The 26,566-nt window shown below is 68.3% G+C and carries 25 protein-coding genes and 1 pseudogene; 12 read left to right on the top strand and 14 right to left on the bottom strand.

The window, feature by feature from the left end; all coding sequences use genetic code 11:
* Positions 1-2 precede the first annotated feature (2 nt).
* Positions 3-800, top strand: a complete 798-nt coding sequence (locus ACLIJ1_RS10030; RefSeq protein ID WP_411365366.1) for a thiazole synthase — start codon at positions 3-5, stop codon at positions 798-800.
* On the top strand, positions 797-2,401 hold the full coding sequence (thiD, locus tag ACLIJ1_RS10025; RefSeq protein ID WP_411365365.1) for a bifunctional hydroxymethylpyrimidine kinase/phosphomethylpyrimidine kinase: 1,605 nt from the start codon (positions 797-799) through the stop codon (positions 2,399-2,401). Before ACLIJ1_RS10030 ends, thiD begins: the two co-directional genes overlap by 4 nt.
* Here thiD and ACLIJ1_RS10020 read toward each other — a convergent pair.
* Together ACLIJ1_RS10020 and ACLIJ1_RS10015 are read right to left on the bottom strand one after the other, a co-directional pair.
* Positions 2,382-3,872 carry an ATP-binding protein gene (locus tag ACLIJ1_RS10020; protein ID WP_411365364.1) on the bottom strand — a complete coding sequence of 497 codons (1,491 nt, stop codon included), beginning with the start codon at positions 3,870-3,872 and terminating at the stop codon, positions 2,382-2,384. The two genes, thiD and ACLIJ1_RS10020, sit on opposite strands and share 20 nt — an antisense overlap.
* Positions 3,869-5,125: an ABC transporter substrate-binding protein gene (locus ACLIJ1_RS10015; protein WP_411365363.1), complete on the bottom strand. Its 1,257-nt coding sequence runs from the start codon at positions 5,123-5,125 to the stop codon at positions 3,869-3,871. The genes ACLIJ1_RS10020 and ACLIJ1_RS10015 overlap by 4 nt, the downstream gene beginning before the upstream one ends.
* A 236-nt stretch (positions 5,126-5,361) precedes the next feature.
* On the opposite strand from ACLIJ1_RS10015, the gene ACLIJ1_RS10010 reads away from it, so the two are divergent.
* Positions 5,362-6,624 (top strand): ABC transporter substrate-binding protein, encoded by a 1,263-nt coding sequence (locus ACLIJ1_RS10010; RefSeq protein ID WP_411365362.1) that lies wholly within the window; start codon positions 5,362-5,364, stop codon positions 6,622-6,624.
* 58 nt (positions 6,625-6,682) lie between these two features.
* Here ACLIJ1_RS10010 and ACLIJ1_RS10005 read toward each other — a convergent pair whose 3' ends face one another.
* Both ACLIJ1_RS10005 and ACLIJ1_RS10000 read right to left on the bottom strand, forming a co-directional pair.
* Complete coding sequence (locus ACLIJ1_RS10005) at positions 6,683-8,029, bottom strand: dicarboxylate/amino acid:cation symporter (RefSeq protein ID WP_411365361.1); 1,347 nt, start codon at positions 8,027-8,029, stop codon at positions 6,683-6,685.
* A gap of 100 nt (positions 8,030-8,129) precedes the next feature.
* On the bottom strand, positions 8,130-9,158 hold the full coding sequence (locus ACLIJ1_RS10000; protein WP_411365360.1) for a DctP family TRAP transporter solute-binding subunit: 1,029 nt from the start codon (positions 9,156-9,158) through the stop codon (positions 8,130-8,132).
* A gap of 20 nt (positions 9,159-9,178) precedes the next feature.
* Between ACLIJ1_RS10000 and ACLIJ1_RS09995 the strand changes: the two genes are divergently transcribed.
* From ACLIJ1_RS09995 to ACLIJ1_RS09980, 4 genes and pseudogenes are all read left to right on the top strand, one after another.
* Positions 9,179-11,197 carry an ATP-binding protein gene (locus ACLIJ1_RS09995; RefSeq protein ID WP_411365359.1) on the top strand — a complete coding sequence of 673 codons (2,019 nt, stop codon included), beginning with the start codon at positions 9,179-9,181 and terminating at the stop codon, positions 11,195-11,197.
* On the top strand, positions 11,194-11,820 hold the full coding sequence (locus tag ACLIJ1_RS09990) for a response regulator transcription factor (RefSeq protein WP_411365358.1): 627 nt from the start codon (positions 11,194-11,196) through the stop codon (positions 11,818-11,820). Before ACLIJ1_RS09995 ends, ACLIJ1_RS09990 begins: the two co-directional genes overlap by 4 nt.
* Before the next feature lie 16 nt (positions 11,821-11,836).
* A pseudogene (locus ACLIJ1_RS09985) lies at positions 11,837-12,079 on the top strand (DUF1653 domain-containing protein); the annotation flags it as partial.
* 66 nt (positions 12,080-12,145) lie between these two features.
* Complete coding sequence (locus tag ACLIJ1_RS09980; RefSeq protein ID WP_411365743.1) at positions 12,146-12,319, top strand: oxidoreductase-like domain-containing protein; 174 nt, start codon at positions 12,146-12,148, stop codon at positions 12,317-12,319.
* Between the two features lies 1 nt (position 12,320).
* Here ACLIJ1_RS09980 and ACLIJ1_RS09975 read toward each other — a convergent pair whose 3' ends face one another.
* Both ACLIJ1_RS09975 and ACLIJ1_RS09970 read right to left on the bottom strand, forming a co-directional pair.
* A complete protein-coding gene (locus tag ACLIJ1_RS09975; protein WP_411365357.1) occupies positions 12,321-12,881 on the bottom strand; it encodes a hypothetical protein in 561 nt (186 codons plus the stop codon).
* 69 nt (positions 12,882-12,950) lie between these two features.
* On the bottom strand, positions 12,951-14,045 hold the full coding sequence (locus tag ACLIJ1_RS09970) for a PA0069 family radical SAM protein (RefSeq protein ID WP_411365356.1): 1,095 nt from the start codon (positions 14,043-14,045) through the stop codon (positions 12,951-12,953).
* Positions 14,046-14,176: 131 nt separating this feature from the next.
* On the opposite strand from ACLIJ1_RS09970, the gene ACLIJ1_RS09965 reads away from it, so the two are divergent.
* The 3 genes from ACLIJ1_RS09965 to ACLIJ1_RS09955 all read left to right on the top strand — a co-directional run bounded on the left by ACLIJ1_RS09965 (position 14,177) and on the right by ACLIJ1_RS09955 (position 17,575).
* Positions 14,177-15,694: a wax ester/triacylglycerol synthase family O-acyltransferase gene (locus ACLIJ1_RS09965; RefSeq protein ID WP_411365355.1), complete on the top strand. Its 1,518-nt coding sequence runs from the start codon at positions 14,177-14,179 to the stop codon at positions 15,692-15,694.
* A 45-nt stretch (positions 15,695-15,739) separates the two neighbouring features.
* Positions 15,740-16,582 carry an alpha/beta fold hydrolase gene (locus tag ACLIJ1_RS09960; RefSeq protein ID WP_411365354.1) on the top strand — a complete coding sequence of 281 codons (843 nt, stop codon included), beginning with the start codon at positions 15,740-15,742 and terminating at the stop codon, positions 16,580-16,582.
* Between the two features lie 105 nt (positions 16,583-16,687).
* A complete protein-coding gene (locus ACLIJ1_RS09955; RefSeq protein ID WP_411365353.1) occupies positions 16,688-17,575 on the top strand; it encodes an alpha/beta fold hydrolase in 888 nt (295 codons plus the stop codon).
* 14 nt (positions 17,576-17,589) lie between these two features.
* Here the strand turns inward: ACLIJ1_RS09955 and ACLIJ1_RS09950 are convergent, their stop codons facing one another.
* The 3 genes from ACLIJ1_RS09950 to ACLIJ1_RS09940 form a co-directional block, all read right to left on the bottom strand.
* Positions 17,590-18,228 carry a response regulator gene (locus tag ACLIJ1_RS09950; protein ID WP_411365352.1) on the bottom strand — a complete coding sequence of 213 codons (639 nt, stop codon included), beginning with the start codon at positions 18,226-18,228 and terminating at the stop codon, positions 17,590-17,592.
* Entirely contained in the window at positions 18,225-19,334 is a 1,110-nt protein-coding gene (locus ACLIJ1_RS09945) for an ATP-binding protein (RefSeq protein ID WP_411365351.1), read from the bottom strand. The genes ACLIJ1_RS09950 and ACLIJ1_RS09945 overlap by 4 nt, the downstream gene beginning before the upstream one ends.
* Before the next feature lie 88 nt (positions 19,335-19,422).
* Entirely contained in the window at positions 19,423-20,499 is a 1,077-nt protein-coding gene (locus ACLIJ1_RS09940; protein ID WP_411365350.1) for a hypothetical protein, read from the bottom strand.
* A gap of 170 nt (positions 20,500-20,669) precedes the next feature.
* Between ACLIJ1_RS09940 and ACLIJ1_RS09935 the strand changes: the two genes are divergently transcribed.
* Entirely contained in the window at positions 20,670-21,629 is a 960-nt protein-coding gene (locus ACLIJ1_RS09935) for an ABC transporter ATP-binding protein (RefSeq protein WP_411365349.1), read from the top strand.
* Positions 21,630-21,636: 7 nt separating this feature from the next.
* Positions 21,637-22,398 (top strand): ABC transporter permease, encoded by a 762-nt coding sequence (locus ACLIJ1_RS09930; protein ID WP_411365742.1) that lies wholly within the window; start codon positions 21,637-21,639, stop codon positions 22,396-22,398.
* Between the two features lie 6 nt (positions 22,399-22,404).
* Here the strand turns inward: ACLIJ1_RS09930 and ACLIJ1_RS09925 are convergent, their stop codons facing one another.
* The 5 genes from ACLIJ1_RS09925 to ACLIJ1_RS09905 all read right to left on the bottom strand — a co-directional run bounded on the left by ACLIJ1_RS09925 (position 22,405) and on the right by ACLIJ1_RS09905 (position 26,320).
* The gene (locus ACLIJ1_RS09925; protein ID WP_411365348.1) at positions 22,405-23,364 is read right to left on the bottom strand and encodes a PAS domain S-box protein; all 960 of its coding nucleotides are present in this window, start codon (positions 23,362-23,364) and stop codon (positions 22,405-22,407) included.
* Positions 23,357-24,292, bottom strand: coding sequence for a PAS domain-containing protein (locus tag ACLIJ1_RS09920; protein ID WP_411365347.1), 936 nt, complete (start codon positions 24,290-24,292; stop codon positions 23,357-23,359). The genes ACLIJ1_RS09925 and ACLIJ1_RS09920 overlap by 8 nt, the downstream gene beginning before the upstream one ends.
* Before the next feature lie 118 nt (positions 24,293-24,410).
* Positions 24,411-24,725 (bottom strand): single-stranded DNA-binding protein, encoded by a 315-nt coding sequence (locus tag ACLIJ1_RS09915; RefSeq protein WP_411365346.1) that lies wholly within the window; start codon positions 24,723-24,725, stop codon positions 24,411-24,413.
* Entirely contained in the window at positions 24,722-25,201 is a 480-nt protein-coding gene (locus ACLIJ1_RS09910; RefSeq protein ID WP_411365345.1) for a hypothetical protein, read from the bottom strand. Before ACLIJ1_RS09910 ends, ACLIJ1_RS09915 begins: the two co-directional genes overlap by 4 nt.
* Before the next feature lie 189 nt (positions 25,202-25,390).
* Positions 25,391-26,320 (bottom strand): pyridoxal-phosphate dependent enzyme, encoded by a 930-nt coding sequence (locus ACLIJ1_RS09905; protein ID WP_411365344.1) that lies wholly within the window; start codon positions 26,318-26,320, stop codon positions 25,391-25,393.
* Positions 26,321-26,566 lie beyond the last annotated feature (246 nt).

Here is a 26,566-nt window from a genome sequence, read left to right as displayed (position 1 = left end):
GCATGACCGCAACGAACTGGGCTCCGTATGGCGTCGAACTGAACAGCCGTTTCCTGCTCGGCAGCGCCGGCTACCCTTCGCCGCAGGTACTGGCCGACAGCATCGCGGCCAGCGGCACACAGGTTGTCACGGTCGGCCTGAAGCGCACGCTGGCGGCCGGCGGCGACAACGGCTTCATCGACATCGTCCGTGCCGCGATGCGCGAGCGCGGCGCGCGCCTGCTGCCCAACACCGCCGGTTGCCGCACCGCGCGCGAAGCGATCGCGCTGGCGCACATGGCGCGCGAGCTGTACGGCACGCACTGGATCAAGCTGGAGGTGGTGGGCGACGAGCACACGCTGCAGCCCGACCCCTGGGGCACGGTGGAGGCGGCGGCGCAACTCATCCGCGACGGCTTCGCCGTTTTCCCCTACTGCACCGACGACCTGGTGACCTGCCAGCGTCTGCTGGACGTGGGTTGCGAGGTGCTGATGCCCTGGGGCGCTCCGATCGGTTCGGGCCAGGGCCTGATCAACCCGTTTGCCCTGCGCACCCTGCGCGCGCGCCTGCCCGGTGTGCCGCTGGTGGTCGACGCCGGGATCGGCGCTCCGTCGCACGCCGCCGCCGCGATGGAGCTGGGTTTCGACGCCGTGCTGCTGAACTCGGCCGTGAGCCAGGCGGTGGACCCGGTGCGCATGGCGAATGCCTTCGGCCTGGCCATCGAGGCCGGTCGCGCAGCGTTCGAGGCCGGCGTGATGGCGCCACAGGAGATGGCGGTCGCCAGCACACCCGTCAGCGGACATCCCTTTCTGATCCCATGAACAAGCCACCTGTGATCTGGAGCATCGCCGGCACCGACAGCGGTGGCGGCGCGGGCCTGGCGGCCGACCAGCGCGCGGCCGATGCCTTCGGCGTGCACCTGTGCCCCGTGGTCGCTGCGGTGACCGCACAGAGCAGCACCGCCGTGACACGCATCGACGCAGTCGCGCCATCGCTGCTGGATGCACAGCTGGCCGCGCTGGCCGCCGACATGCCGCCGACCGCCATCAAGACCGGCCTGCTCGGCAGCGCGGAGAACGCCTGGGTCGTGGCACGCTGGATCGACCGCCTGCGCCAGCTTGGCCCGGTGGCCCTGGTGATCGACCCGGTGCTGCGCGCCAGCACCGGCGCCGCCTTCGCCGACGTCGAGTTGCTGCGGGCCTACCGCGAAGCCCTGCTGCCACGCGCCACGGTCATCACGCCCAACCAGTCCGAAGCGCTTGCCCTGCTTGGGAACCCATCGACCAACAATGTGCCAGCGCTGGCGCGCGCGCTGCAGGCCTCGGGACCGGAGGCAGTGGTGGTCACTGGGGGTGACGCGACCACGCCGGAGGTGTCGATCGACTGGCTGCAGACGCCGCTCGCCTGCGGCTGGCTATCGCTGCCGCGGGTCCCGACGGTCCACCACCACGGCACTGGCTGCACCTTTGCCAGCGCGCTGGCCTCGGCGCTCGCAATGGGATGGGTGAGCGCCGAGGCCGCTGTGCTCGCCAAGATGGCGACCACCCACGCCCTGCGCCACGCGCGCGCCGTCGGAAGCGGCGCGGGGCCGGTGATCGCCCGCGACGGCTTTGGCACCGATCCGAACCTGCTGCCATTGCTGGGCCTTGACGAAGAGATGCCGCGTCATGCACCGTCACCCAACCCGGTTCGTGCACCCGGCGTCTACGCCATCGTCGACAGCGCCGAGCGCCTCGAGGCGGTGCTGCAGGCTCAGCCCACGGTCGACACGATCCAGCTGCGCATGAAGCGACCTGCAGACCTTTCCGATGGGCGCTGGCAGGCTCAGCTGGGCGAAGCCATCGCCCGCGGCCAGCGCGCGGCCGATGCTGCGGGCGTGCTGCTGGTCATCAACGACCACTGGCAGACCGCATTGGGTGCCGGAGCAAAGGCCCTGCACCTCGGGCAGGAAGACCTGCTCGCCCTCACGCCCGCCGATCGCCAACAGCTGCAGGCCGCCCGCGGGCGCGGCGTGCAGCTCGGCCTGAGTTCGCACAGCCTGTGGGAGCTTTGCCGCGCGGCGGCCCTGCAACCCGACTTGATCGCCTGCGGTCCGGTCTGGCCCACCTCGACCAAGGACATGCCGTGGCGGCCGCAGGGGCTGCACAACCTGGCCTGGTGGGCCCACATGGCGCCCGCACCGGTGGTGGGCATCGGTGGCATCCTCGAATCGGCGCAGTTGCAGGCCGTCGCTGCGGCGGGTGCCGCCGGTGGCTGTGTGGTGCGCGGCCTCGGCGATCGGCCAGCGCAGACCTTGCCGGCCTGGCGGGCGGCATGGCAGGCCGGCCTCTCGAACCGCAACGACACGCGACCGCCGGCCCTGCCGCATCCCACGCTCCCTTCCCCGCACCTGGCGGCAGCGCTCAGTCGGTCAGACCCTTGAGCGTGACCTCCGCTTCCAGCCCGCCTTCGGGATGGTTGCGCAGCACGATGTCGCCACCATGGCGGCGCACCGCATTGCGCGCGATCCACAGGCCCAGGCCATTGCCCTGGCTGTGGGTCTTCATGCCGTGGTCCAGCCGCAGGTAGGGCTCGAACATGCGCTGCAGGGCGTCCTCGGGCAGACCGGGACCGTGGTCGCGGATGGTGACCACCGCGAACTCGCCACGGCGGTGCACATCGATCTCGACCCGGATGCCGTAACGCAGGGCGTTGTCGATCAGGTTCCCCAGCGCACGCTTGATCGCCAGCGGCTTGCCCCAGATCCGCACCGGATCCGCACGCAGGGTCAGCTGCGCGCCCGCCGCCATACCGACCCCGGTCAGCGCCCGCAGCAGATCGTCCAGCGCGATCTCCACCGTGGCCTCACTCAGGTCGGCACCGCGCATGGTCGTCAGCGCGCCCTTGAGCAAGTCGCTCAATTCCTGCAGATCTGCATTGAAGCCCTCGCGCGCCTCGGTGTCATCGAGCATCTCGGCGCGAAACTTCAGCCGCATGATGGGCGTCTGCAGGTCGTGCGACACGCTGCGGAACAGGTGCTCCCGGTCCTCGACCGCGCGGCCGATGCGCGACTGCATCTCGTTGAACGCGTGGGCCAGACCACGCACCTCCTGCGGCCCGGTTTCGGGAATCGGCTCGACCGCCATGTCGCGTGCGAAGCTGGACGCGGCTTGCCCCAGCCGGCTGAGCGAGCGCGTGATTTCGCGCGCCACCAGCATCACCACCAGCAGCAGCGCGGCCAGCCCCGCGAGCACCAGCAACAGCCGGTCGGGCGCGTAGGGATTGGCCTTCTCGAACAGGCCGGGGTTGGGCAGTGGCGTGACCAGTAGCAGCCAGTTTCCGGGGTCCAGTTCGGCCTGCACAGCCAGCAGGGGTTGCTGACCGGTCTGCGCCAGACCGGCCGCCTGCAGCCAGTGCTCGGGCAGCGCGGTCAGTGGCTGTCCGTCGTCGGTGACGGTGAGCGTGCTGGCCTGGGCAAAGTGCGCGTGCACACCGGCCATGCCGTGGGCCGCGAGGTCCGCGCCCATCAGACGCTCGACCTCTGCCGACATGTCGCGCGCCAGTGCGCTCCGGGCCGGCCCACCCTGTTCCACCCGGGACCGGTTGAGCTGCAGGAAGAAGCGGGCACCGCCGGTGGTGCGCAGCTGGTCGATCAACAGCGGGCGGTATTGCACCGGCAGGGACTTGAAAAAGCGAACGGATTGCGCCGCGGCCGCCGCCAGCTCTGCCGCGGTCTGCTGCACCTCCTCGCGCGCCTGGTTGCGCGCCTGCAGCGTCCAGACGGCAAGGACCAGCAACTGGCTGCTGAGCACACCCAGCAGCATGAAGAGGATCACGCGGTTTCTCAGCGTCGCCGGCAGCAGGCGCCGCAGCAGCTCCGCCGCACGGCTTCGCACGTTTGCCGCGCCGCTCATGCCAGGGGCTCCCGGTTGAGCCGCACCATCTGCTGCCAGACCTCCTGCGCTGGCCGCCGCGGATCCCGCACGAATCCGGCGAGCAGCACAGCCATGGTCTCGGCGCGCAGGCCGTCCATCCCGAGCCGGTGTGACAGTCCGGGCAGCTTGTCCACCCGCGCATCGTGCAGCGCCTGCCAGGTGGCGGCCTCCGCCACATCGAGCCCGGCGGCGGACACATCGGTGCGCACCGGCACCGAGCCCTTGGCCCGGTTGTAGGCCCGCTGCAAGGCCGGCTCGACCAGGTGCGCCGCCAGCGCCCGCTGCCAGGGTGCCACGTCCGCCCCCTTGTCGAAAACACCCAGCGCATCGACCAGGAACAGGAACGTGCCCTCGGTGCCAGGCACTGTGGTGCAGCCGTAATCGGTGCCGGCCTTCATGCCCCAGGCATTGAGTTCGCCGCGCGACCAGTCGCCGGTCAACCAGAGCCCGGCGCGGTCAAGCAGGAATTCGCGACCGGCGCGCGACCAGCTTGGCGCCCGACCTGCCGCCCTGGTGTTGAGCGACCGCAGATACCGCAGATGGTCCAGCGCCTGCAGCACACCCTCGTCCTCCCAGCCCCGTCGACCGGACAACGCACGAAAGCGTGCCGCCCCCAGCGCCGACAGCAGCAGGCTTTCGAACAGCACCAGCAGTTGCCCGCCATCGTCGCTCCACACCATCGGCATCACGCCCTCGCGCGACAGCACGCCGGCCGCGTGCGTCACGTCGCCCCAGGTGCGCGGCGGCTGCAGGCCGTGGGCTTCCCAGAGCCGCAGGTTGTAGAGCAGTGTGTTGGTGCGGTGAATCCCGACCGGAACCGCCACCAGACGCCCGTCGCGCGCCACCGCCTCCCGCACCCAGGGCATCAGCGCAGACGTCCAGCGTGAACCCGGGTCCGGATCGATGAGCAACCCCCTGGCCGCCAGCTCGTGCGCCGTGCGCACCGGCAGATGGGCCATGTCCGGCGGGTCGCGGCTGAGCAGGCGGCTGCGCAAGACCGTGGTGGCGGCCGTGCTCAACCCGCCGGGCACCGCCGAACTGCGCCAGCGCAGGCCATCGGCATTGACGGTCTGCAGCACTTCGTCCAGCGCGGCACGCTCCCCCGCCGAGGTCCACCAGTGCAACACCTCGACTGCACGCCCGTCGGCCGGCGCGCCGCCGGTGGCCGCGCAGGCGCACCCTGCGCCCCAGGCGGCCAGTGCCGTCAGACAGGATCGGCGGTGGTGGTCCATCACCTGGTCGCAGCGTTTGTGTTCACGGCTTCATTCCTCCTGCGTCGGTTCTAGCCCAGGCCCGGGACCAGTTCCCGCTGAAAACGCGGGCACTGTCGGAAATGTCACGCCCGCCGGTCGGCTGGAAGCCGTTCGTCTCGACAGGCCCTGTTGCGCAACGGCGACGTCCGCGGGCAGCGGTGCCGCCGCACAATAGACCTCGGCCGGGCTGCCCGGTCGCCCACCCCTGTCAAGCCATGAACCCTGTGCGCATCCTGGGTGCCTTGCTGACCGCGCTGTTCCTTGCGCTGGCAGGTTCGGCGCGCGCGCAGACCCTGGTGATCGAGAGCTGGCGCACCGAAGACAAAGCGATCTGGGAGCAGCGGATCATTCCGGCCTTTCAGCGGCAGCACCCCGGCATCACGATCAAGTTCGCACCCACCGCGCGCGAGCTGTACGACCAGACGCTGAGCACCCGGCTGGACAACCACATCGCGGGCGACCTCATCGCCTGCCGCCCGTTTGACGCCTCGCTCGCGCTGTTCCTGCGCGGCCACCTCATGGCGATCGACGATCTGAAGAACCTGGCCCACTTCCCGCCAGCCAGCCGCATCGCCTGGCAGACCGACGACGGACGCCAGACCTTCTGCATGCCGATCGCCTCGGTCATGCACGGCATCTTCTACAACAAGGCGATCTTCCGGCGCCTGGGGCTTTCGGTGCCGCCGGACCAGGCCGCCTGGTTTGCGCTGATGCAGCGCGTCGCCCAGGCGCCTGGCGTCGCGCCGCTGGCGCTGGGCACAGCCGACCGCTGGGAGTCCCACCAGCTGCTGTTCACCAGCATCGGCCCCAGCCATTGGGGTGGCGAAGCGGGGCGGCGCCGCCTGTTGCGCGGTGAGATCGGTCTGACCGATCCAGGCTTCATCGGTGCATGGGAGACGCTGTCGCGGCTGGCCGATTTTCTGCCGCGTGGCTACGCCTCCATGGGCTACGAAGACGCCATGGAGCTGTTCGGTCAGGGCCTGGCTGCCATGCGGCCGGGAGGTTCGTGGGAGATTGCGTCGCTGCAGGCTTACCGCCCCCTGGAACTGGGCGTGTTCCCGCCTCCGGTGCTGCACGCCGGCCGGCCCTGCCAGGTGTCGGACCACCTGGACATCGGCATGGGCATCAACCCGCGCAGCCAGCACCTGCAGGCCGCGCGCACATTTCTGGATTGGCTGGGATCGGCCGAATTCACACAGCTCTATGCCAACGCGGCGGTGGGCTTCTACCCGCTCGCCGACCACCCGGTGACGCTGGCGGATCCGCTGGCGCGCGAGATGATGGGCTGGCGCCAGCGCTGCCAGACCACGGTGCGGCTCAACGCACAGCGGCTCAACCGCGGGGAGCCTGACATGGAAGACGCGTTCTGGACCGTGAATGCGATGGTGGTCAACCGGCGCCTGACCCCGGAGCAGGCCGCCCGGCGCCTGCAGCGCGAACTGGCCCGGCGCCAGGGCACTCAGCCGCTGCCACAGTAGCGCCCCCAAACGACAACGGCCTCCCGCAGGAGGCCGTTGCCGCGAAGACCGGCGAGGGTCAGCTGCGCGCCTGGCCGACGGCCATGTGCGCCACCTGCTGGTCAAGGATGGCTTCGGGTTCCTGCGCTTCCTGGTCGGTCGGGTGCGACAGACCTTGCTGCAGGCGCTGCATGTCCAGATCGCCGGTCCACTTGGCCACCACCAGCGTGGCCACGCCGTTGCCGACCAGGTTGGTCAGGGCGCGGGCTTCGCTCATGAAACGATCGATGCCCAGGATCAGCGCCAGGCCGGCCACCGGCACGCCCCCCACGGCCGACAGCGTGGCCGCCAGCACGATGAAACCGCTACCGGTGATGCCGGCCGCGCCCTTGGAGGTGAGCAGCAGCACGGCCAGCAGCGTGATCTGCTGCATCAGGGTCATCGGCGTGTCGGTGGCCTGGGCGATGAACACCGCGGCCATCGTCAGGTAAATCGAGGTGCCGTCGAGGTTGAACGAATAGCCGGTGGGAATCACCAGACCGACGACCGACTTCTTCGCGCCCAGGTTTTCCATCTTCTCCATCATGCGGGGCAGCACCGATTCGCTCGACGAGGTGCCCAGCACGATCAGCAGCTCTTCCTTGATGTAACGCACGAACTTGAAGATGCTGAAGCCGTGCAGGCGACTGATCAGGCCCAGCACCAGGAACACGAAGATCAGACAGGTCAGGTAGAAGGTGCCCATCAGCTTGCCCAGCGAGAACAGCGAGTCGATGCCGTACTTGCCGATGGTGAAGGCCATGGCGCCGAAGGCACCGATGGGCGCCACCTTCATGATGATGCCGACGATGTCGAACAGCACGTGCGAGCTCTTCTCGATGAAGTCGAACACCAGGGTGCCGCGGCCGCCGAACTTGTGCAGAGCAAAGCCGAACAGCACCGAGAACAGCAGCACCTGCAGGATGTCGCCCTTGGCGAACGCGTCGACCACCGAGGTCGGGATCACGTTCATCAGGAAGTCGACCGTGCCCTTCATCTTGCCGGGTTCGGTGTAGGCAGCGATCGCCTTGGTGTCGAGCGTGGCCGCGTCGACGTGCATGCCCGCGCCGGGCTGGATGAAGTTGACCACCAGCAGGCCGATGAGCAGCGCCAGCGTCGAGACGATCTCGAAGTACAGCAACGCCAGACCTCCGGTCTTGCCGACCTTCTTCATGTCTTCCATGCCGGCGATGCCCACCACCACGGTGCAGAAGATGATCGGCGCGATGATCATCTTGATCAGCTTGATGAAGGCGTCGCCCAGCGGCTTCATCTGCTCGCCGAACTGGGGATGGAAATGGCCCAGCAGCACGCCGACAGTGACGGCGAACAGGACCTGGACATAGAGGGACTTGTAGAGCGGCTTGCGCGCGGTGCTCGTGGCCATGGTGCTTGTCTCCAGCGGTACTTGTGAGGAGACGGAAGATACGCACCGGCCGGGGCCGCGCCAACTGTGGCGTTCAACAGTCGTAGAACTACGTACGCAGCTATGAACGCCCATCCACCGCCCGCTGCACGTCCCGCAGCAGCGACGGTCCGAAGCTGCGCTGGAAGCCGTCGAACACGGGCTGCAGATGGCGGCGCAGCGTGGCGCGCTCGTCCGCCGCCAGGCTGTGCACCTGCAGGTCGGGTGTGCGTTGCAGCGTGGCCAGAGCCTGGGCATCGAGTGCCGCCGCCAGGCGGTTGCCGTGGGCGAGCGCCTCGGCCAGTGCCGCTTCCAGCAATTCGCGGTCGCCCGGCGACAGGCTGGCCCAGAAGCGTGGGTGCGTCACCACCGCGTAGCCCAGGTAGCCGTGCTGGGTCAGCGTCAGGTGCGGTTGCAGCGCGGCCAGCCCCTGCGTGAGGAAGTTGGACAGCGGGTTCTCCGCCGCATCCACCACCCCGGTCGCCAGCGCCCGCTGGGTCTCGGCGAACGGCAGCACCACCGCCTGCGCGCCCAGCGCGCGCATCTGTTCGCCCAGCACGCGCGAGGCCTGCACCCGCACGCGCAGACCCCGGTAATCGGACGGTGCACGCAGCGGCCGCGGTGCGCTCATCTGCTTGAAGCCGTTGTCGAGAAAGCCCAGCCCCAGCATCTGCTGGCGACCCAGTCGCTGCAGCAGTTCGCGCCCCACATCACCCTGCGTGACACGGCGCACCTGCGCCAGGTCGGCAAACAGGTACGGCAGGTCGAACACCTCGAACTCGGGCACCCCGGCCATGCCGAACTTCGACAGCGAGGGCGCGAGCATCTCGACCGCGCCCAGGCGCAGCGCCTCCATCTCGTCGTCATCGCCCCAGAGCGACGAGTCCGGATGCACCTCGACCCGGATGCGGCCGCCGGCCCGCTGGTGCACCAGCGCCTGGAAACGCTGCGCCATCTGCCCCTTGGGCGTGTCGGGCGCCACCACGTGCGAAAGCCGCAACAGCACCGCCGGCCGGGCCGCCCGCGCAACACCCGCCGCCATCAAGCAGGCTGCACCCAGCAGCGCGCGACGCAATCGCTGCGGCGAACGGGGAAGGGATACGGCAGACATGCTCGCTATGCTAACGAGGCATGGCAACCGACACCCCGCTGGATTTCGACACGCTGGACCTGGACACGCGCCGGGCCTCGGCGCTGACGCGGCGCGCGATGGCCTGGCTGGCGGCGTTGCTGCTGCTGGTCGCCGCCTCTGCGGTGGCGATGTGGCTGTTCCTGCGCGCCGAAGAAGCGCGAGAGGCCGACCGCCGACGCACGGCCGACGCCGAGTGGCTGGACCAGACATTGCGTTTCCACTTCCGGCGGCTGGAGACCGACCTCGCCGTTCTCGCGCTGCAGGCACAGCCCGGCAGCCCGCGCTCGGGGTCGGGGTCGGGGTCTGTGTCGGGAACCACCCTGCGCAGCGGTCCCTGGTGGCGCAAGTCCGGGCTGCTGGCCTTCCACGGCTGGGTGCCCGCGGCCAGCGCCGGGGAACGCAGTCCCTGGCCGGCCTTCCTGCAGGCCGCGGCGCAAACGCCGGCGCATGCCGAAGCACTGGGCACCCTGCTGGACACCACGCGCGGACTGCAGCGCCCGGCCTATGCGGGACCACTGGCATCCCCCGGTGGCGACGCCCTGCTCTGGCTGGCGGTACCGCACTTCGAACAGGGCCGGTTCACGGGCGACTATGTGGCGGCGGTGCCTGTGCAGCAGTTGCTGGCCGAGTTCATCCCCGCCTGGTTCCTGCAGGACCATGCACTGGCCCTGGCTGACGACACCACCGAGCCGGGCACCGACACGCGGCAGCGTTATCTCGCCCCCATCAACCTCGCGGGCGCGCAGCTGCGCCTGCAGGTCCGCAGCACCGCCGACGCCGCGCCGCTGGCGCCGCGGGCCTTCTTCGCCGTCGCCATGCTCTGCCTGGCCGCGATGCTGCTGGCGCTGCTGGCCCTGTGGCGCGACGCCGCGCGGCGCCAGCGCGCCGAACGCCGGCTTCAAACCCAGCTTGCACTGCGCACAGCGATGGAACGCTCCGTCGCGCTCGGCCTGCGCGCCTGGGACACGCAGGGGCGCCTGCTCTACGCCAACCCGGCGTTCGGCCGGCTGGTGGGCTGGACGCCGCACGAGCTGATCGCTCACGCCGACGCGCCGTCCTCAACGCCATCCTCAACACCACCCTATTGGCCCGAAACCCAGGGCAGCGAGTTTGTCCAGATGCAGTTGGCCGCCAGCGATCCGGTGACCCAGCAGACCGGCGTGCCGCAGCAGCTGCAACACCGCGACGGCTCGCGGCTGGACGTGCTGACCCACAGCGCGCCGCTCACGCTGGCCAGCGGCGAGGTCGTGGGCTGGGTCGGCTCGGTGCTGGACCTGACCGAACGGCGGCGCGTCGAACGACTGGCCGCGCGGCAGCAGGAACTGCTCGAAGCCTCCGGCCGGCTGGTCGCGATGGGCGAGGTCGCTTCGACGCTGGCGCACGAACTCAACCAGCCGCTGGGCGCGCTCAGCAGTTTCGCCACCGGCCTGCTCAACCGCGTGCGCGAACAGCGCATCACGTTCGAGGAGATCGTGCCGGTGGTCGAGCGCATGGAGCGCATGGCCGAGAAGGCCGGCCGCGTGATCCAGCGGGTGAACGCTTTTGCACGGCGACAGGAGATGACGCGCCTGCCGATGGCGCTGGCGCCCTTCGTCGCGCGCGTGGCCAACCAGGTGCCGCTGCCCGACGGTGTGCGCCTGGAGTTGAGCCTGGCCGCGGGCGACGGCCCCACCGTGCCGGCCGACGCGCTGCTGCTGGAAAACGCGCTGCACAACCTGGTGCTCAACGCCGGGGAATGGGCAGCGCGTGGCGAGCGCATGCCGGCGCGGGTGCGCGTGAGCCTGGTGCCGGGCGAACAGCAGATCGGGGTGCGGGTGTCCGACAGCGGGCCGGGTGTGCCGCCCGCACAGCGCGGCACGGTGTTCGACGCGTTTGCCAGCCACAGGCCCGGCGGCATGGGCATGGGGCTGGCGATCTGCCGCTCGATCGCCGAGGCCCACCACGGCCGCATCGAACTGGCGGACAGCCCCGAGTTGCTCGGCGCACAATTCACGCTCTGGCTGCCCCTGAACCCATGAACCCGACCGTCCACATCGTCGACGACGACACCGACTTCCGCGAAGGCCTGGCCTGGCTGCTCGATTCGCGCGGCCTGCCCACCCGCAGCTGGTCGAGCGGCGACCTGTTCCTGCAGGCGGTGCGCAGTGGCGAGGTGCCCAACGCCTGCGCCGTCGTGCTGCTGGACATCCGCATGGAGCCGCTGTCGGGGCTGGCCACCTTCGAGCAGCTCAAGGCACTGCCCTGGCCCTGGCCGGTGCTGTTCCTCACCGGTCACGGCGACGTCGGCATGGCGGTCGCGGCGGTGAAGAACGGCGCCTGGGACTTTCTGGAGAAGCCGTTCCAGAACAACCTGCTGGTCGACAAGGTGGAGGCGGCGCGCACCGCCGCCGTGCGCCTGCACACGGACTCGCAGGACAAGCTGCAATTCCAGCGGGCCCTGGCCGCCCTGAGCCCGCGCGAGCGCGAGGTGCTGGATGAACTGCTGCAGGGCCACTACAACAAGAACATCGCCGACCACCTGGGCATCGCGCAGCGCACGGTGGAATTCCACCGCGCCAAGATCTTCGAGAAGCTCCAGGTGCAGTCGGCGGTGGAACTCGCGCATCGCATGGGCCGGCTGATCGCCGACCCGGGCGAATGACCTTTCCGCTTCCCGCATGACCGCACCGACCGACCACGACCTCCCCCCGCTGCATCCCACGCCTCCCGGCCTGTACCGCCACTACAAGGGCGGCTGGTACGAGGTGATCGATACCGTGCGCTGCAGCGAAACCCTGCAGGGCATGACGCTGTACCGGGCGCTCTACGGCGAAGGGCTGACCACGGGCGGCCTCTGGGTGCGTCCAGCAGCGATGTTCGCCGAGCACGGCGAATTCGAGGGCAAACAGCAGCCGCGCTTCACACCGCACGACCCCTCGCGCATTCCGCTGGGCGACCTGCCGACGGCGCAAGCGCTGATCGCCCACATGCGCGGCCGTGCGCAACGCGAACGCAGTGAACATCTCGACGAGACCCTGCGCCCACCACCGCCCGAACCCACCAGTTGCTGTGGGCGCGGGTGCAATGGCTGCGTGTGGGAGGGTTACTACGCCGCGCTGGCCGGCTGGCGCGACGACGCGCTCGCCCGCCTCGCCGCCTGACTCACTTCAGCGGGAAACGCAGGCTCACCAGCTTCCAGCGTCCCTCGTGGCGCGCGAAGCTCGCCGAGAGCCGCCGATCCATCCGGTCCGAACTGCCGTCCACGAGTTCGAGCTGACCATTGCGCTCGGCCTTGTCCACCGAACCGGACGACGCGAGCAGGCGCTGCGGCAGCTGCTCACGCCACAGCACCAGCAACGCCCGCCAGTCGTTGCTGGCCAGCTGATGGGCGCTGCCCTCCGGCCAGCTGCATTCGCGGAACTGGCGCTGCGACGAAGACGACGCGGCTTCCAGGCAGCGGTACAGCGCCGTGACCAGTTCACGCGGCGCGCCCTGCCCAGCGGTCAGCAAGGGCAGGTGCGGTGGTGTGGCAGGAGCCTGCACGTCCGCCGGGCCGGACGCAACAGCGCGTCCAGGCAACGCGGCGGCTTGCGCCGGGGTGACACCCGGACAAGGCAGGTCGGTGAATGACTTGTGCCCCGTGGTGTCCAGACACTGGTTCATTGCCAACACGGGCAAAGAAAATGCAGCCAAAGCAAGCGCGGCCGCGGTGCGGTTCCACATGGTTTCCTCCTGACATTGTTGTGCGGGCCACGCCCATGCAGCTTGAGCCCGGCGCGGATCATAGCGACCTCAGAACAGATCGCCCTGTCCCCGCAGCGCCGCCGGCCGAAAGCGGCTCAGATCCAGCGGCTCGCGCTCGCGGTTGAAGCCCAGCCGCTCGCAGGCTTTCACGAAACGCTGGCGGATCAGGTCGGCCCAGATGCCCTGACCCTTCATGCGGGTGGCGAAATCGGCGTCGTAGTCCTTGCCACCGCGCAGGTCCTGCACCCGGCCCATCACGCGCGCAGCCCGGTCCGGGTAATGCAGCTCCAGCCACTGCCGGAACATCGGCGAGAGTTCCCACGGAAGGCGAAGCACCTGGTAGAAGGCGCGGCGCGCGCCGGCTTCGTAGGCGGCTTCCAGCACCTGCTCCATGTCGTCGTTGATGAACGGGATCTGCGGCGACACGCTCACCCCCGTGGGCACACCCGCTTCCGACAGCGTGCGGATCGTGCGCAGCCGCCGGTGCGGCGCCGCGGCGCGCGGCTCCAGGATGCGCGCGAGCTTCGGGTCCAGCGTGGTGATGGTCACGTACACCGCCGCCAGACGCTGCTGGCCCAGCGGCGCGAGCAGGTCGAGGTCGCGCTCCACGCCGCTGCCCTTGGTGACCATGGCCATCGGCAGTTGTGCGGTGCCCAGCACGTCCAGCAACGCGCGGCTCAACCGCCATTCGCGCTCGATGGGTTGGTAGGCGTCGGTCACCGTGCCCACCGCCACCAGTTCGGGCACGAAGCCAGGGCGCATCAGCTCCTGTCGCAACACCGTGGCGATGTTGCGCTTGGCCACAAGTTTCGTTTCGAAATCGAGGCCGGGGGAGAGGTTGAGGTAGCTGTGCGAGGGTCGCGCGTAGCAGTAGACGCAGCCGTGTTCGCAGCCGCGATAGGGGTTGAGACCCAGGTTAAAGCCGATATCGGGCGAGTCGTTGCGGGTGATCGCGCTCTTGCAGTCTTCCCAGGTCACCTGCGTGGCGGGCGCGGCGGCCTCCTCGCCTTCGGCCTGGCCGTTGTCGAGCGTGCCCCAGCCGTCGTCGAAGGCAGCGCGCTGGTCGCGTTCGAAACGGTGCGGCTGGCGCTGGGCCACGCCGCGGCCCTTGAGGGCGGTGAGGGGGAGACGGACTTCGGTCATCGGTTTCGACGGCAAAGCCAATACTGTACATATTTACAGTTGTTGCACAAGAGACCGGCGGAGGTTTCCTGCATCGCGCCACAAGCCCACAATGACCGGCGACCGACAAAACAACGGGACAAGCCATGGGCATGCAACAACTCTCCGGCCTGGACGCCACCTTCCTCTACCTGGAAAAGCCCGAGATGCCCATGCATGTGGGCGCGATGCACCTGCTGGAGCTGCCCGCCGGCCACCGCGGACGCTACGTGAACGACCTGCGGCGGCACATCGCGGCCCGACTGCCGGCCACGCCGGTGCTGCGCCGGCGGCTGTGGTGGATGCCGCTGAACCTGGCCAACCCGGCCTGGGTCGACGCCGTGCCCGACCTGACGCAGCACGTGGTCGAAATCAAACTGCCGCGCGGCAGCGCCACCCACGGCGACGCGCGCACGTTGATGGAAGAGCAGGTGTCGGCGCTGCATCCGGTGCTGCTGGACCGCCACCGGCCGCTGTGGAAGATGCACGTGATCGAAGGCCTGCCGCGCAGCGCGACGGGCCGCAAGCAGGTCGGCATCTACACCCAGCTGCACCACGCGGCGGTCGACGGCCAGGCCGCGGTGGCGCTGGCCAATGTGCTGTTCGACCTCACGCCAGAGCCGCGCGACATCGAGATCCGAGCTTCGCGCCGCACCAGGACCTTCAAGCTCGACATGGTCGAGATGCTGCGTGGAGCCCTGAGCAACGAGGTGGTGCAGGTGGCGCGCATCGTGCGCGACCTGCCGGCCACCCTGGGCACCGTCGCCGGCACTGCGAAGAACGCGCTGAGTGCCAGAACCCTGCTGGGCAAAGGCTCGGGCAATGTCACGCTGGCACCGAACACGCAAATGAACGCCACCGTCACGCCCGCGCGCGCCTTCGCCGCCGCCAGCGTGCCGTTGCGTGAACTCAAGACCCTGGCTCGCGAGCACGGTGCCACGCTCAACGACCTGGTGCTCATGCTCTGCTCGGGGGCGCTGCGCCGATACCTGCAGCAGCACGGCACGCTGCCGCGCAAGAGCCTGGTGGCGGCGGTGCCGATCTCGTTGCGCGAGGCCGGCGATACCCGTCCCGACAACCAGGCCTCGATGAGTCTGGTCAGCCTGGGCACGCACCTGGCCGATCCGGGCAAGCGGCTGGCACACATCCGCGCCGCCACCACCGCAATGAAATCCACCATGGGCCGCATGAAGAGCATCCTGCCGACCGACTACCCCTCGATCGGCGTGCCCTGGCTGATCGAAGCCGCTGCCTCGCTGTATGGCAAGGCCAAGGCCGCCGAGCGGCTGCCGCAGGTGGCCAACGTGGTGATCTCCAACGTGCCCGGGCCGCAGGTGCCGCTCTACCTGGCGGGTGCGCGCGTGCTCTCGAACCACCCGACCAGCATCGTGGTGCACGGCCTGGCACTGAACATCACGGTGCAGAGTTTCGACGCGGCGATGGACTTCGGCCTGATGGCCGACGGCGCCGCGATGCCCGACGTGAAGGCGCTCGCGCTGGCGGTGGACGAGGCGTTGGACGAACTGCGCGCGCTGCCCGTGCCGCAGGTCACGGAGAAGCCCCCAGCTGTGTCCCGCAAGCGACCGGTGTCTAGGGCCGCCGCACCAAAGAAGACCGCGCGCGCTCGCTAACATGGTCCGATGCCCATTTCGATGCTCTCCTGCATCTGCGCAAGCATGAGTCCACGCCAACGCAAGCCCTCGCACACCGCACCACCACCGGAACACGATACCGACACCACGCTGCACACCGTGCCGCCCGGTCTCTGGCTGATGATGCTGGAGGCGCGCGCGCCGTGGGAGGCGATGGCGCTGGCCGCCGTGTCGCCCTGGCTTTCGAAGATGCCGTCTGGCGACGGCCACGCGGTGCTGGTGTTCCCGGGCCTGGGCGCCAACGACATGAGCACGCTGGCACTGCGCCGCTTCCTCAGGCAGCACGGCTACGAGGCCCACGGCTGGAAGCAGGGCCTGAACCTCGGCCCGCGCGACGGTGTGCTCGAAGGCTGCCGCGCCCGCATCGAAGAGCTGCACAGGAAACACGGCGGCAAGATCAGCCTGGTCGGCTGGAGCCTGGGCGGCATCTACGCGCGCGAGATGGCCAAGGAAGTGCCCGACCTCGTGCGCTGCGTGATCACGCTCGGCACACCTTTCACCGGCCATCCGATGGCGACCAACGCCTGGCGCTTCTACAAGCTGGTCAGCGGCCAGCATCCGCACGACGAAGACCTGCTGGCCGAGGTGCGCAAGCCGCCGCCGGTGCCGACCACTTCGATCTACAGCAAGACCGACGGTGTGGTTGCCTGGCAATGCAGCATCAACCCTGCGCGGCACGCCCACACCGAAAACATCGAGGTGCACGCCAGCCACATCGGCATGGGCATGAACCCGATGGCGATGTACGCGATCGCCGACCGCCTGCGCCAGGACCCGGCGCACTGGAAGCGCTTCGACGTGCAGGGCGCGCGACGCTGGTTCTTCAAGGTCGCGCACCAGCCCGAAGTCTTCACCCAGTGGTACTGAATCGCCCCCACGCTCCACCGCTGCGCGGGTCGCTGCCCCCCGAGGGGGCTGATCCGGCTTGGGGCGGCCCGGCGCCGGATCGCAGTCTTCTCTCGGAACATCCCCATGAAGGTTGAAGCCAACGGCATCCAGATTGAAGTCGACGACCAGGGGCCGCGCGAGGGGCCGGTGGTGCTGCTCATCATGGGCCTGGGCATGCAGCTGATCGCCTGGCCGCAGCCGCTGGTCCAGATGCTGGTCGACCGTGGTTTTCGGGTCGTGCGCTTCGACAACCGCGACATGGGCCTGAGCCAGGACTTTGACGCTGCGGGCGTGCCCAACATGGCCATGGCCGCATTGCGCTATGCGATGCACCTGCCGGTGAAAAGCCCCTACTCGCTGGCCGACATGGCACAGGACGCGGTCGGCGTGCTGGACGCGCTGGGCATCCGGAAGGCGCATGTCTGTGGCGCATCGATGGGCGGCATGATCGCCCAGCATCTCGCTGCCATGGCGCCCGAACGTGTGGCCAGCCTCACGCTGATGATGACCACCAGCGGCGCGCGCCGGCTGCCCCAGCCTTCCTGGCAGGTGCGGCGCGTACTGATGTCGCGCCCGATGCGCCCGGGCACGGTCGCAGCGGTGGAGTGGATCGGGCATGTGCTCAGCGTCATCGGCAGCCCCGCGTTCCCGATGGACCCGCCGACGTTGCAGGCGCGCGCGCTGGCTTCGGTACAGCGCGCCTGGCACCCGGCCGGTTCGGCCCGGCAGCTGCTGGCGATCGTGGCCGACGGCGACCGCTCGGCGCTGTTGCCGCGCATCCAGGCACCGACCCTGGTGATCCACGGCGTCGACGACCCGCTGGTGCCGCTGGCCTGTGGCGAAGACCTCGCCCGCCGCATCGCCGGTGCCAGGACCGACTTCATCCGCGGCATGGGCCACGACCTGCCCGAAGCCCTGCTGGAGCGCTTCGCGCAGGGCATTGCGGACCTTTCGACCCGCGCAGCCGCCTGACACCTGACGCCGGACTATTCCGGCCCCACGAGACCGACCCGCACGGCAAAGCGCGTGAGCCCGGCGATGTCGTGGATGTCCAGCCGCTGCATCAGCTGCGTGCGGTGGACGTCGACCGTCTTGGGCGACACCTGCAGCAGGCGGGCGATGTCTTTGGTGGTCTTTCCGTCGGCCACCAGTCGCAGCACATCCGATTGCCGCGCCGTGAGCACGCTCATGGGATCGGCCTGCCGCAGCGCGGGCAGTGCCTGCCGGATCAACAGCGACGCGGCTGCCGGACTCAGATAGCTCTGCCCCACGGCCATCGCCTGCACCGCGGCCTTCAGTTCGGAAGGAGCAGCGTCTTTCACCATATAGCCATCGGCCCCTGCATTGAGCGCGCGGCGGATGTGGTCTTCGTTCAGGTGCATCGACAGGACGATCACGCGCACCTGTGGCAGTGCCGCCTTGATGCGCCCGGCAGCCACAATCCCGTTCATGCCCGGCATGCCGATGTCCAGAAACACAAGGTCGGGCTGCGTCTCGATCGCCAGCGCCACCGCGGCCGCGCCATCGCCCGCCTCGCCCACGATCTCCATGCCCGGCAGGCTGCCCAGCAAGGCCGACAGTCCGGCGCGAAACAGCGCGTGGTCGTCGGCCAGCAGGACCTTCATGGCACCACCGCATCGACACCAAACAGTGCGAGTACCGTGCTGCCGCGCCCGACCTCGGAACTCAGTTCGCACGAGCCACCAGCCAGCCGCGCGCGCTCCTGCATGCCCGCAAGCCCCACGTGCCCGTCGCGCTGCGCCGCCATCAAGGACTCCGGTTCGAAGCCCGCGCCATCGTCGGTGACGGTGACCTGCAACAGCGCTGGCGACATCGACACCGTGATGAGCACCGTCTTGCAACCGCTGTGCTGCATCGCGTTGCTCAGTGCCTCCTGCGCGATGCGGTAGGCCGCGGACTCCATTGCCGGCGGGTAGCGCTGCTCGTCGCCCTCGGCCACCAGCCGCACCGACACCGCAGGGTGTCGCCCCAGCGGCGCCACCAGGCTGCGCAGCGCAGCCATCACGCCGAAGTCGTCCAGCTCCAGCGGACGCAGACCCAGGCTGATCTGCCGCAGCCGCGCACCCAGCTGGTCGGACATCTGCAAGACGTCCGAGGCCATCCCGGCCAGCGGTCCGGGGCCGGCGGTCTCGACCATGTGCGCCAAGTGCATGCGCATGGCGGCAACCACCTGCCCGATGTCGTCGTGCAGCTCCAGTGCGATGTGGCGGCGCTCGGCTTCCTGCACCTCCAGCAGCCGCTGCGACAGCGCCCGCAGCGAGGCCTCGGCGCCGCGCAGCTTCTGCTCGGTGCGAAACAGCGTGGTGATGTCCTTGATGACCACCAGACACCCCGGCGGCGCGCTGCCGCCGCCCTTGAGCGGGATGTACGAGGTCAGCAGCACCTTGCGCGCGCCCGAGGTGGTCTCGATCTCAACCCGTTCGTCCAGCACGGCTTCGCCCGCCTTGAGGGCCCGGGTGCTGCCCCATTCGTCTTCGGCGATGGGGCGCCCGGTGTCCGCCCACCAGCCCAGGCAACCCGGAAAGCGGCTCACGTCGGCATCACGCACGCCTTCCCAGATGGCGATGGCCGCGGGGTTGCGGTGCAGGGTGTGGCTCTGCGTGTCGCACACCCAGATGCCTTCCGGCAGGTGCGACAAGACCTGGGTGAACAGGGTCTGCGTCGCCGAGTGACAGTTGTGCGCCGGCAGAGGGACGGATGGGATGCGCATCATCGCTCGATGGTGGTGCCCGACAGGTGCCGCCGTCTGTGGGGCAGCGCCCCGACAGACCGCGATCAACGCTGGTCGGACGCGGCGCTCAGATGTCCGACAGCCCGGCCAGCAGGCGCTTGGTGCGCTGGTAGAAGCCCAGCTCGTTGAGCGTCACGATCGCACGGTTGTCGACGAACTTCTGCTCGATCATCGCCACCTGCGTGCGCGCCTGCGCCAGCCGCCCGCGTTTGGCCGCCACAAAGCCCAGCACCGCCCAGGGGTAGGGGTCGTAGCGGCCATCGGCCCATCCGGGCGAATAGGTTTCCAGGAACTGCCAGCCCCGGTCGAAGTACGGCGCCAGTTCGCTCACGCCAAAGGCTTGCGGAAACACCTGGCAGGTGGTGCCCGGGTAGAAACCGGTTTCCGCCACCGTGGTGTGATCCCCCACGGTGAAACCGCTGCGTGCGCCGTCAAAGCCGCGCAGCAGGATGCCATTGGCGATGCCGGTGGCGAAGGAATCGTAGTAGGTGGCCTCGGATGGCTCGCCACGATCGCGCAACACCCCTGCGAAGTCGCGCAGCCCCCGGTAGACCTCGCAGTTGTCCATAAGGTAGCCGATGCTGTTGCCCTGGTTGCGCGGTGGCTGGAACACGCTGGTGTAGCCGGTCGGCTTGGCCATCACGGCCAGGTTGCGGTACGCGATGAACTTCAGCCGTGCCTTGTTGGCGTCCCACCAGGCCCAGTTCTGGCTGGCACGCAGGTACTTCGCCGCCAGCGAGAGCGTGGTGGCGGCATAGGAATCGTCCGAGTCGGAGGGCACCATCGCATAGGTTCCGCTGGTGCTCGATCCCGAGGTGAAGTTCACGTCCTCGATCGTGCCGTCGGCACGCACGGTGCGCAGATAGAGGTCGAGGTAGCTGCGGATGTAGGTCTCCCGGTCGGCGGCGCTCAGCAGTTGCACCACGGGCAGCAGCCCCAGGTTGGTGAAGTACCAGTTGAGCCGCCCGGCGGGGGCGATTTGGTAGCCCCCGGCCCAGGGGCCGCTGGCGATGCGCAGCGCTTTGACGGTCGCCACCACATTGATGGCTGGTGGGGCCAGCGCGGCCAGCGCAGGGCTGGAGAAACCGGTGAGCGAAGTGGCGAAGGCGGCGGCGGAACCCGCGAAAAACTGGCGTCGAAGCATGGGCGAACTCCCGTGGTTGAGGTCGCCTTTGAATCTATGCACACCACTTTTTTTGCCCATCCGAGAGCTTCCCTAGTGGCCAGGGAAAGACACCCTAGAACGCGGGCCTTGCGTCAGCGTTCACAATCGTCGGCTTGCGCCGTTGTGGCGCCCCAGTACCCGGAGACACCATGCCCCCCCAAGCCCAGGCCGCCGCGGACGCCATCGTCCAGGTGCGAGGCCTCTCCAAGATCTACGCCGGCGGTTTCCAGGCGTTGAAGAACATCCACCTGGACATCCACCGCGGTGAAATCTTCGCCCTGCTCGGCCCCAACGGCGCCGGCAAGACCACGCTGATCAGCGTGATCTGCGGCATGGCCACCCCCACCGAAGGCAGCGTCACGGCCGACGGTTTCGACATCGTGCGCGACTACCGGCTGGCGCGCGCCACCATTGGCCTGGTGCCGCAGGAGCTGCACACCGACGCCTTCGAGACCGTCTGGGCCACGGTGAACTTCAGCCGCGGCCTGTTCGGCAAGGCGCCCGCCCCGGCCTACATCGAGAAGATCCTCAAAGACCTCTCTCTCTGGGACAAGAAAGACAACAAGATCATGACCCTCTCGGGCGGCATGAAGCGGCGCGTGCTGATCGCCAAGGCGCTCTCCCACGAACCCAAGATCCTGTTCCTCGACGAACCGAGCGCGGGCGTGGACGTGGAGCTGCGGCACGACATGTGGCGCCTGGTGCGGGAGTTGCGCGACGCCGGCACGACCATCATCCTGACCACGCACTACATCGAAGAGGCCGAAGACATGGCCGATCGCATCGGGGTGATCCGCAAGGGTGAGCTGATCGTGGTGGAAGACAAGGTAAAGCTGATGCGCCAGCTCGGCCAGAAGCAGCTCGCGCTCACGCTGCAGCACTCGCTGCCCGCCGTGCCCGCAGGGCTGTCACGCTGGCCGCTCACGCTCTCGGCCGACGGCCTGACGCTGACCTACAGCTTCGACGCCCAGAAGGAAGACACCGGCATCGCCGAACTGCTGGCCGCCCTGGGCGCGCAGGGCATCGGCTTCAAAGATCTGCGGTCGAGCGAAAGCTCGCTCGAAGACATCTTTGTCAGCCTGGTCCACGAACAGAAAGCGGGAGCCTGACATGGGTCTGAATTTCCACGCCGTGCGCGCCATCTACATGTTCGAGATGAACCGCGCCTTCCGCACCTGGGCTCAGAGCATCATCGCGCCGGTGCTCACCACCTCGCTGTATTTCATCGTCTTCGGCTCGGCCATCGGCTCACGCATGGGCGACATCGGCGGCGTCAACTACGGCGCCTACATCATCCCCGGCCTGCTGATGCTCTCGCTGCTCGGCGAAAGCATTTCCAACGCCGCCTTCGGCATCTACATGCCCAAATGGTCCGGCACGATCTACGAGCTGCTGAGCGCGCCGGTGAGCTGGGTCGAGGTGCTGCTGGGCTACGTGGGCGCGGCCGCGAGCAAGAGCCTGCTGCTGGGCACGCTGATCCTGCTGACGGCGCGCGCCTTCGTGCCGTACCACATCGACCACCCGGTCTGGATGGTCGGCTTCCTGATCCTCACCGCCGTCACCTTCTGCCTGTTTGGTTTCATCATCGGCCTGTGGGCCGACAGCTTCCAGAAGCTGCAGGTGGTGCCGCTGCTGGTGATCACGCCACTGACCTTCCTCGGCGGAGCGTTCTACAGCATCAGCATGCTGCCCGAGCCATGGCAGACCGTCTCGCTGTTCAACCCGGTGGTCTATCTCATCAGCGGCCTGCGCTGGGCCTTCTACGGCGCCGCCGATGTGCACATCGGCGTCAGCACAGCGATGACGCTGGGTGTGATGTGCATCTGCCTGGTCGTGGTCTGGTGGGTGTTCAAGACCGGGCACCGCATCCGGCGCTGAACGTACTCAGCCCGCAGGCGGTGCGTCGATCACCGTGGTCAGGATCAGCATGCCGCTCTGGTCTTCGCTGAGTTCGCTGCTCACCAGCACATCGACCTCCTTGCCGTCGGCACGGCGCCAGCGGCGCTGCTGCCAGTCGGTGCGGCCCCGCTCGATCAGTGCCTTGCGGTGCTCCTGCCACTCCCGCTCGTCGGCCCAGAGTGCGGCCGAATGCATGCCCGTGACCTTGTCTCCCCGGTAACCGAAGCTGCGTTCGAACGCCGGGTTGACCTCCACCACCGCCTGCGTGTTTGCGGTCTGCACCAGCAACGCTGTCGGATTGAGCAGGAAGATGCGGCGGAACCGGCGCATCGACTGGTCGCGTTCGTGCTCCAGCCGCATCCGTTCCTCCACCTGGCTCAGATGACGCAGATACACCTCGTCGTTCGCCCTCCGCGTGTGATAGAGCTGGGCACCGATCAGCAGGATGATGACGCTGCCCATCAGCCAGTAGCGCATGTCGGGCAGGAGGCGGGCCCTGGGCAGATGCCCGCTGGCCTCGGCCCACGTGAGCGCTCCCAGCAGCAGCACCCCCGCGAGCGCCGTGACCCACAGGGCACGCAGCCGCAGGTAGGTGCCCGCCATCACCACCGCCCCCAGGAACGCAAACGTCGACGCGGCCCGCACCGAGCCATAGCTGTAGACCGCCCAGGTCGTAGCCATCATCACGCCCGTCACCATCAGCGGACTCTCCCACTTGCGGCGGTCCGAACGCACCAGGAGATAGGACAGCAGCGCCACGGTGCCCATCGACAGCGAGATGTACGACCGGGACTCCCCCGGCGGCGACAGCAGATGATCGGCCAACGCCATGCCCAGCATCATCAGCGTGACGCACACCAGCACCCAGCGCAGGCTGAGGCTCAGGGCGCGCTGATGGCTGCGCTCGATCTCCGCGGGGTCTTCCAGCGGCTGCGAGTCAAGCATCGTGGGCCTCCTCCAGCGGCGCGTAGAAGGTCGGCAACGCACTGGTCGCCGCACCGGGCAGGCGCAGGGCCGTGATGCGCAGGCCGTCGTCGGGGCCTTCGTCCCGCTCGCTGCAGATCTGCAGCGCCATGTGCTGACCATTGCGGCCGATCCCGGTGATTGGGTGCCAGTCGGTGCGCCGCGCCGAGCGCCGGTCATGGGAGAACGCCTTGTACTGCTCGTCGTGCAGCCAGAGGAATCCATCGCGCTTGTTCATCACCTCATTGCGCGAGTAGCCCAGCACCTGCTCGAAAGCCCGGTTCACGTCCAGGATCGCCCCCGTGCGGGCCGACTGCACAAAGATCGGCGTGGGGCTGGCGCGGAACAGGCGCGAGAAACGCTCCTGCCCGATGTCCCGGTCCAGCTGCGTCTTGAGCCGCTGTGTCGCTTCCTTCAGATGCAGTTCCTGCGCCAGACGCATCTGCGTGCGGTTCAGGTACATCATGGCCGCCACCCCCAGCAACGCCGCGCTCTGCGTCATCCAGGTGCGCCAGGTCACCAGGAAGCGTGGCGTGCCCGCCAGCACGCCCGCCGCATCGGCCCAGGTCAGGAGACCCAGCAAGACAATGGCAGCGAGCGTCGTCCAGAGCAGACCGCGCCGGCTCAGGAAGATCCCTGCCGCCACCTGCCCCATCAGGATCAGCACGATGTTGACCGTGCGCACCGAGCCGAAGAACCAGGTCGACGACGACGCCATGCCGAACAGGAACACCACCAGCAGCCAGGCCACGCTGCTGTAGTGGCGCGTCTTCAGGAGCGCCCACGCCAGGGTGCCCATGACGGCCAGCACCAGCGTCATCATGCTGTCGGCCGTGGGCGCCACGCCCGCGACCCGATCGATCACGAACAGGCCCAGACCCAGCGCGGCCGTCATCCAGGACAGCCGCATGGCGATCTCCGAGCGCGCGGCCACGATGGACGGCGGCTCAGGCCAGGTGGAAGTAGGCGAACGGCGGCTCAAAAGGGGTCAGGAAATTGGTCCAACCATCCATTTTGACCCAGGCGGGTCAGTGGTCGCCCGGCGCAGTGTCGCGCACCGTCATCACCCGCACGGCAATCATGTCCAGGCTCGGGCGCACCACGCCCTGCTTGTCGGTCCACACCTTGGGCGTGAGCGCGCCCGCCAGCGACAGCGCGTCGCCATCGGCCAGCGCCAACAGCGCGGCGCCCGGCGCGTCGTCGAACGCGATCACGTTGACGATGAACTCCTCGTCCGCCCGGTTGCGCGCCAGCACCCGCGCCACCACGAAACCGCGCCCCACCTTGTCCACGCGGCGCGAGGCATCGCCCATCAGCCGGCCAGCCACCAGACCGTCGATCATCGGCGCGGCTTTTCGAAACCCGAGGCCACCCAGGCTTCGGCACTCGCCACATTGAGCTTGAAGGTCGGCGGCACCGGCACCACCGCCAGCTCATCATCGAATTCATCGGTCGCGCGCAACGTCGCGGTCGCACCCTCTTCGTCGGGCACGATGGCCAGCGCCACGCGGATGCGGCGGCCGTCCACCGAGACGTTCACGTTCTTGTTCAGCTCGGCGTGGCGCTGCTGCTCGGAGCGGCGGATCACCTCGCTGGCGGTCTTGACCAGCGTGTTGAAGGCGTTGACGTCCAGCGGCTTGGGGTTTTTCTTGTCGCGCCCCATGGTCCAGGGCCCGACCAGAGCGGGCTCGGACTGTCCTTCCAGGAACATGGCTACCGCCCAGCCATCATCGTCTTCGTTCTTGATCACGCGCGCCGTCCAGCGCTCGTCGCTCCACACGCGGTCTTCGTGGATGGGGTCCTGGGTATCTTGGGTCATGGGGGGATGGTACCGGCTGGCTGCCGCTGGTGGGCGCCGCCCGGTGGGCTCACTCCGGTCATTTGAAGTTCCGAACTCCGGGCCGTCTTGCCTGAGGCTTTCACCGGCTCGAGCAACGGCGATTGAGAGCGGCGGCCAACCTCCGCTTTCGCAAGGGAAAGGTCCGTGGTGAGTCTCAGCGCGTTCGGCTCAAGCGGCGGCGGCCCAGGCCCTGATCTGATCGATGGAAGCGGTCGCACCACCACAAACCACGATCAGGATATCTTGGTAAGGGGCCAATGCAGGATGGTGGTCGTAGACCAACGCCAAGCTGGCACCACAAGCAGGCTCTACCAAAAGCCGGTGATCAGCCAAAAACCGTTCGCATGCCGCCAGCGCACTTTTGTCGGAAACCAGAATGCTGTGTACTGGATGGTTGCGTGCGCAATGCATAGCTTGCTCGCTGACACGCTTGGCACCCAAAGAAGACGCAACACTGTTGATCCGCTCAAGTTCTACGGTGTGCCCAGCCGTGATCGCTGCGTTGAAGGAAGCAGCGCCCTCAGTTTCGACTGCGATGACGGGGACGTCTCCCATGCCGTTTCGCTGAAGACCCTGGACCACGCCGCTGAGCAACCCGCCGCCGCCCACAGAAACAACCACGGCGTCAGGCCTCACAGACATCTGAGCCACTTCGTCAATCAGTGTGGCGTGCCCTTCCCACAGCAACGGGTCATCGAACGGATGGATGAAGGCATCGGCAGATGACAGCATGGACATGGCCAGTCCGTTGGCTTCTTGCCATGAGTCACCGTGAACGATGACTTCGGCACCCTCCAGTCGCAGGAGATCTTTCGCCCTTTCGGTGGTGGTCTCCGGAACGACGACGACCACAGCAACCCCCAACAAGCGCCCCGCATAGGCAACGGCGAGCCCGGCATTGCCGCCGGACGAAGACACAAAACGTTTTGCGCCGCGGGCAGCATGGGCCTGGCACGCATGGCCGACGCCCCTGAGTTTGAACGAGCCCGAAGGTTGCAACGCGTCCAGCTTCAACCAGATCGACCTCGGTTTCCCCATTTGCAAGGGGAGGGAGTTGACCAGCGGTGTCGCGATGTGGAGGTGTTGACCAAGGTACATGAGAGATACGCAGGAATTGAACCTGCGATTGTCAGCGAACCTCCGACCGTCTACTCTGTGGCGGGCGCTGCCGCCCAACTCTGGCGCGATCGGTGTTTCTCGAAGGACGATCAAGCCGGTACGTGTTGCGTGGACGGCGACAGTGGCGCAGCGGTCGTCCGAGCCTCAGATCCCTCGATGACAGGTGACCTCGGCATCCGACCTACACGAGGCCGAGTTACCTGCAGCAACCAGCCTTGAGCCAAC

It is taken from the genome of Hydrogenophaga sp. RWCD_12, assembly GCF_046604225.1.
GTDB lineage: Bacteria > Pseudomonadota > Gammaproteobacteria > Burkholderiales > Burkholderiaceae_C > Hydrogenophaga.
This window is presented reverse-complemented; position numbering and strand designations above follow the sequence as displayed.

Coding starts and splice junctions, on each gene's coding strand:
- ACLIJ1_RS10030 (WP_411365366.1), top strand. CDS start 3: ATGACCGCAACGAACTGGGCTCCGTATGGCGTCGAACTGAACAGCCGT.
- thiD (WP_411365365.1), top strand. CDS start 797: ATGAACAAGCCACCTGTGATCTGGAGCATCGCCGGCACCGACAGCGGT.
- ACLIJ1_RS10020 (WP_411365364.1), bottom strand. CDS start 3,872: ATGAGCGGCGCGGCAAACGTGCGAAGCCGTGCGGCGGAGCTGCTGCGG.
- ACLIJ1_RS10015 (WP_411365363.1), bottom strand. CDS start 5,125: ATGGACCACCACCGCCGATCCTGTCTGACGGCACTGGCCGCCTGGGGC.
- ACLIJ1_RS10010 (WP_411365362.1), top strand. CDS start 5,362: ATGAACCCTGTGCGCATCCTGGGTGCCTTGCTGACCGCGCTGTTCCTT.
- ACLIJ1_RS10005 (WP_411365361.1), bottom strand. CDS start 8,029: ATGGCCACGAGCACCGCGCGCAAGCCGCTCTACAAGTCCCTCTATGTC.
- ACLIJ1_RS10000 (WP_411365360.1), bottom strand. CDS start 9,158: ATGTCTGCCGTATCCCTTCCCCGTTCGCCGCAGCGATTGCGTCGCGCG.
- ACLIJ1_RS09995 (WP_411365359.1), top strand. CDS start 9,179: ATGGCAACCGACACCCCGCTGGATTTCGACACGCTGGACCTGGACACG.
- ACLIJ1_RS09990 (WP_411365358.1), top strand. CDS start 11,194: ATGAACCCGACCGTCCACATCGTCGACGACGACACCGACTTCCGCGAA.
- ACLIJ1_RS09980 (WP_411365743.1), top strand. CDS start 12,146: ATGCGCGGCCGTGCGCAACGCGAACGCAGTGAACATCTCGACGAGACC.
- ACLIJ1_RS09975 (WP_411365357.1), bottom strand. CDS start 12,881: ATGTGGAACCGCACCGCGGCCGCGCTTGCTTTGGCTGCATTTTCTTTG.
- ACLIJ1_RS09970 (WP_411365356.1), bottom strand. CDS start 14,045: ATGACCGAAGTCCGTCTCCCCCTCACCGCCCTCAAGGGCCGCGGCGTG.
- ACLIJ1_RS09965 (WP_411365355.1), top strand. CDS start 14,177: ATGCAACAACTCTCCGGCCTGGACGCCACCTTCCTCTACCTGGAAAAG.
- ACLIJ1_RS09960 (WP_411365354.1), top strand. CDS start 15,740: ATGAGTCCACGCCAACGCAAGCCCTCGCACACCGCACCACCACCGGAA.
- ACLIJ1_RS09955 (WP_411365353.1), top strand. CDS start 16,688: ATGAAGGTTGAAGCCAACGGCATCCAGATTGAAGTCGACGACCAGGGG.
- ACLIJ1_RS09950 (WP_411365352.1), bottom strand. CDS start 18,228: ATGAAGGTCCTGCTGGCCGACGACCACGCGCTGTTTCGCGCCGGACTG.
- ACLIJ1_RS09945 (WP_411365351.1), bottom strand. CDS start 19,334: ATGCGCATCCCATCCGTCCCTCTGCCGGCGCACAACTGTCACTCGGCG.
- ACLIJ1_RS09940 (WP_411365350.1), bottom strand. CDS start 20,499: ATGCTTCGACGCCAGTTTTTCGCGGGTTCCGCCGCCGCCTTCGCCACT.
- ACLIJ1_RS09935 (WP_411365349.1), top strand. CDS start 20,670: ATGCCCCCCCAAGCCCAGGCCGCCGCGGACGCCATCGTCCAGGTGCGA.
- ACLIJ1_RS09925 (WP_411365348.1), bottom strand. CDS start 23,364: ATGCTTGACTCGCAGCCGCTGGAAGACCCCGCGGAGATCGAGCGCAGC.
- ACLIJ1_RS09920 (WP_411365347.1), bottom strand. CDS start 24,292: ATGCGGCTGTCCTGGATGACGGCCGCGCTGGGTCTGGGCCTGTTCGTG.
- ACLIJ1_RS09915 (WP_411365346.1), bottom strand. CDS start 24,725: ATGATCGACGGTCTGGTGGCTGGCCGGCTGATGGGCGATGCCTCGCGC.
- ACLIJ1_RS09910 (WP_411365345.1), bottom strand. CDS start 25,201: ATGACCCAAGATACCCAGGACCCCATCCACGAAGACCGCGTGTGGAGC.
- ACLIJ1_RS09905 (WP_411365344.1), bottom strand. CDS start 26,320: ATGTACCTTGGTCAACACCTCCACATCGCGACACCGCTGGTCAACTCC.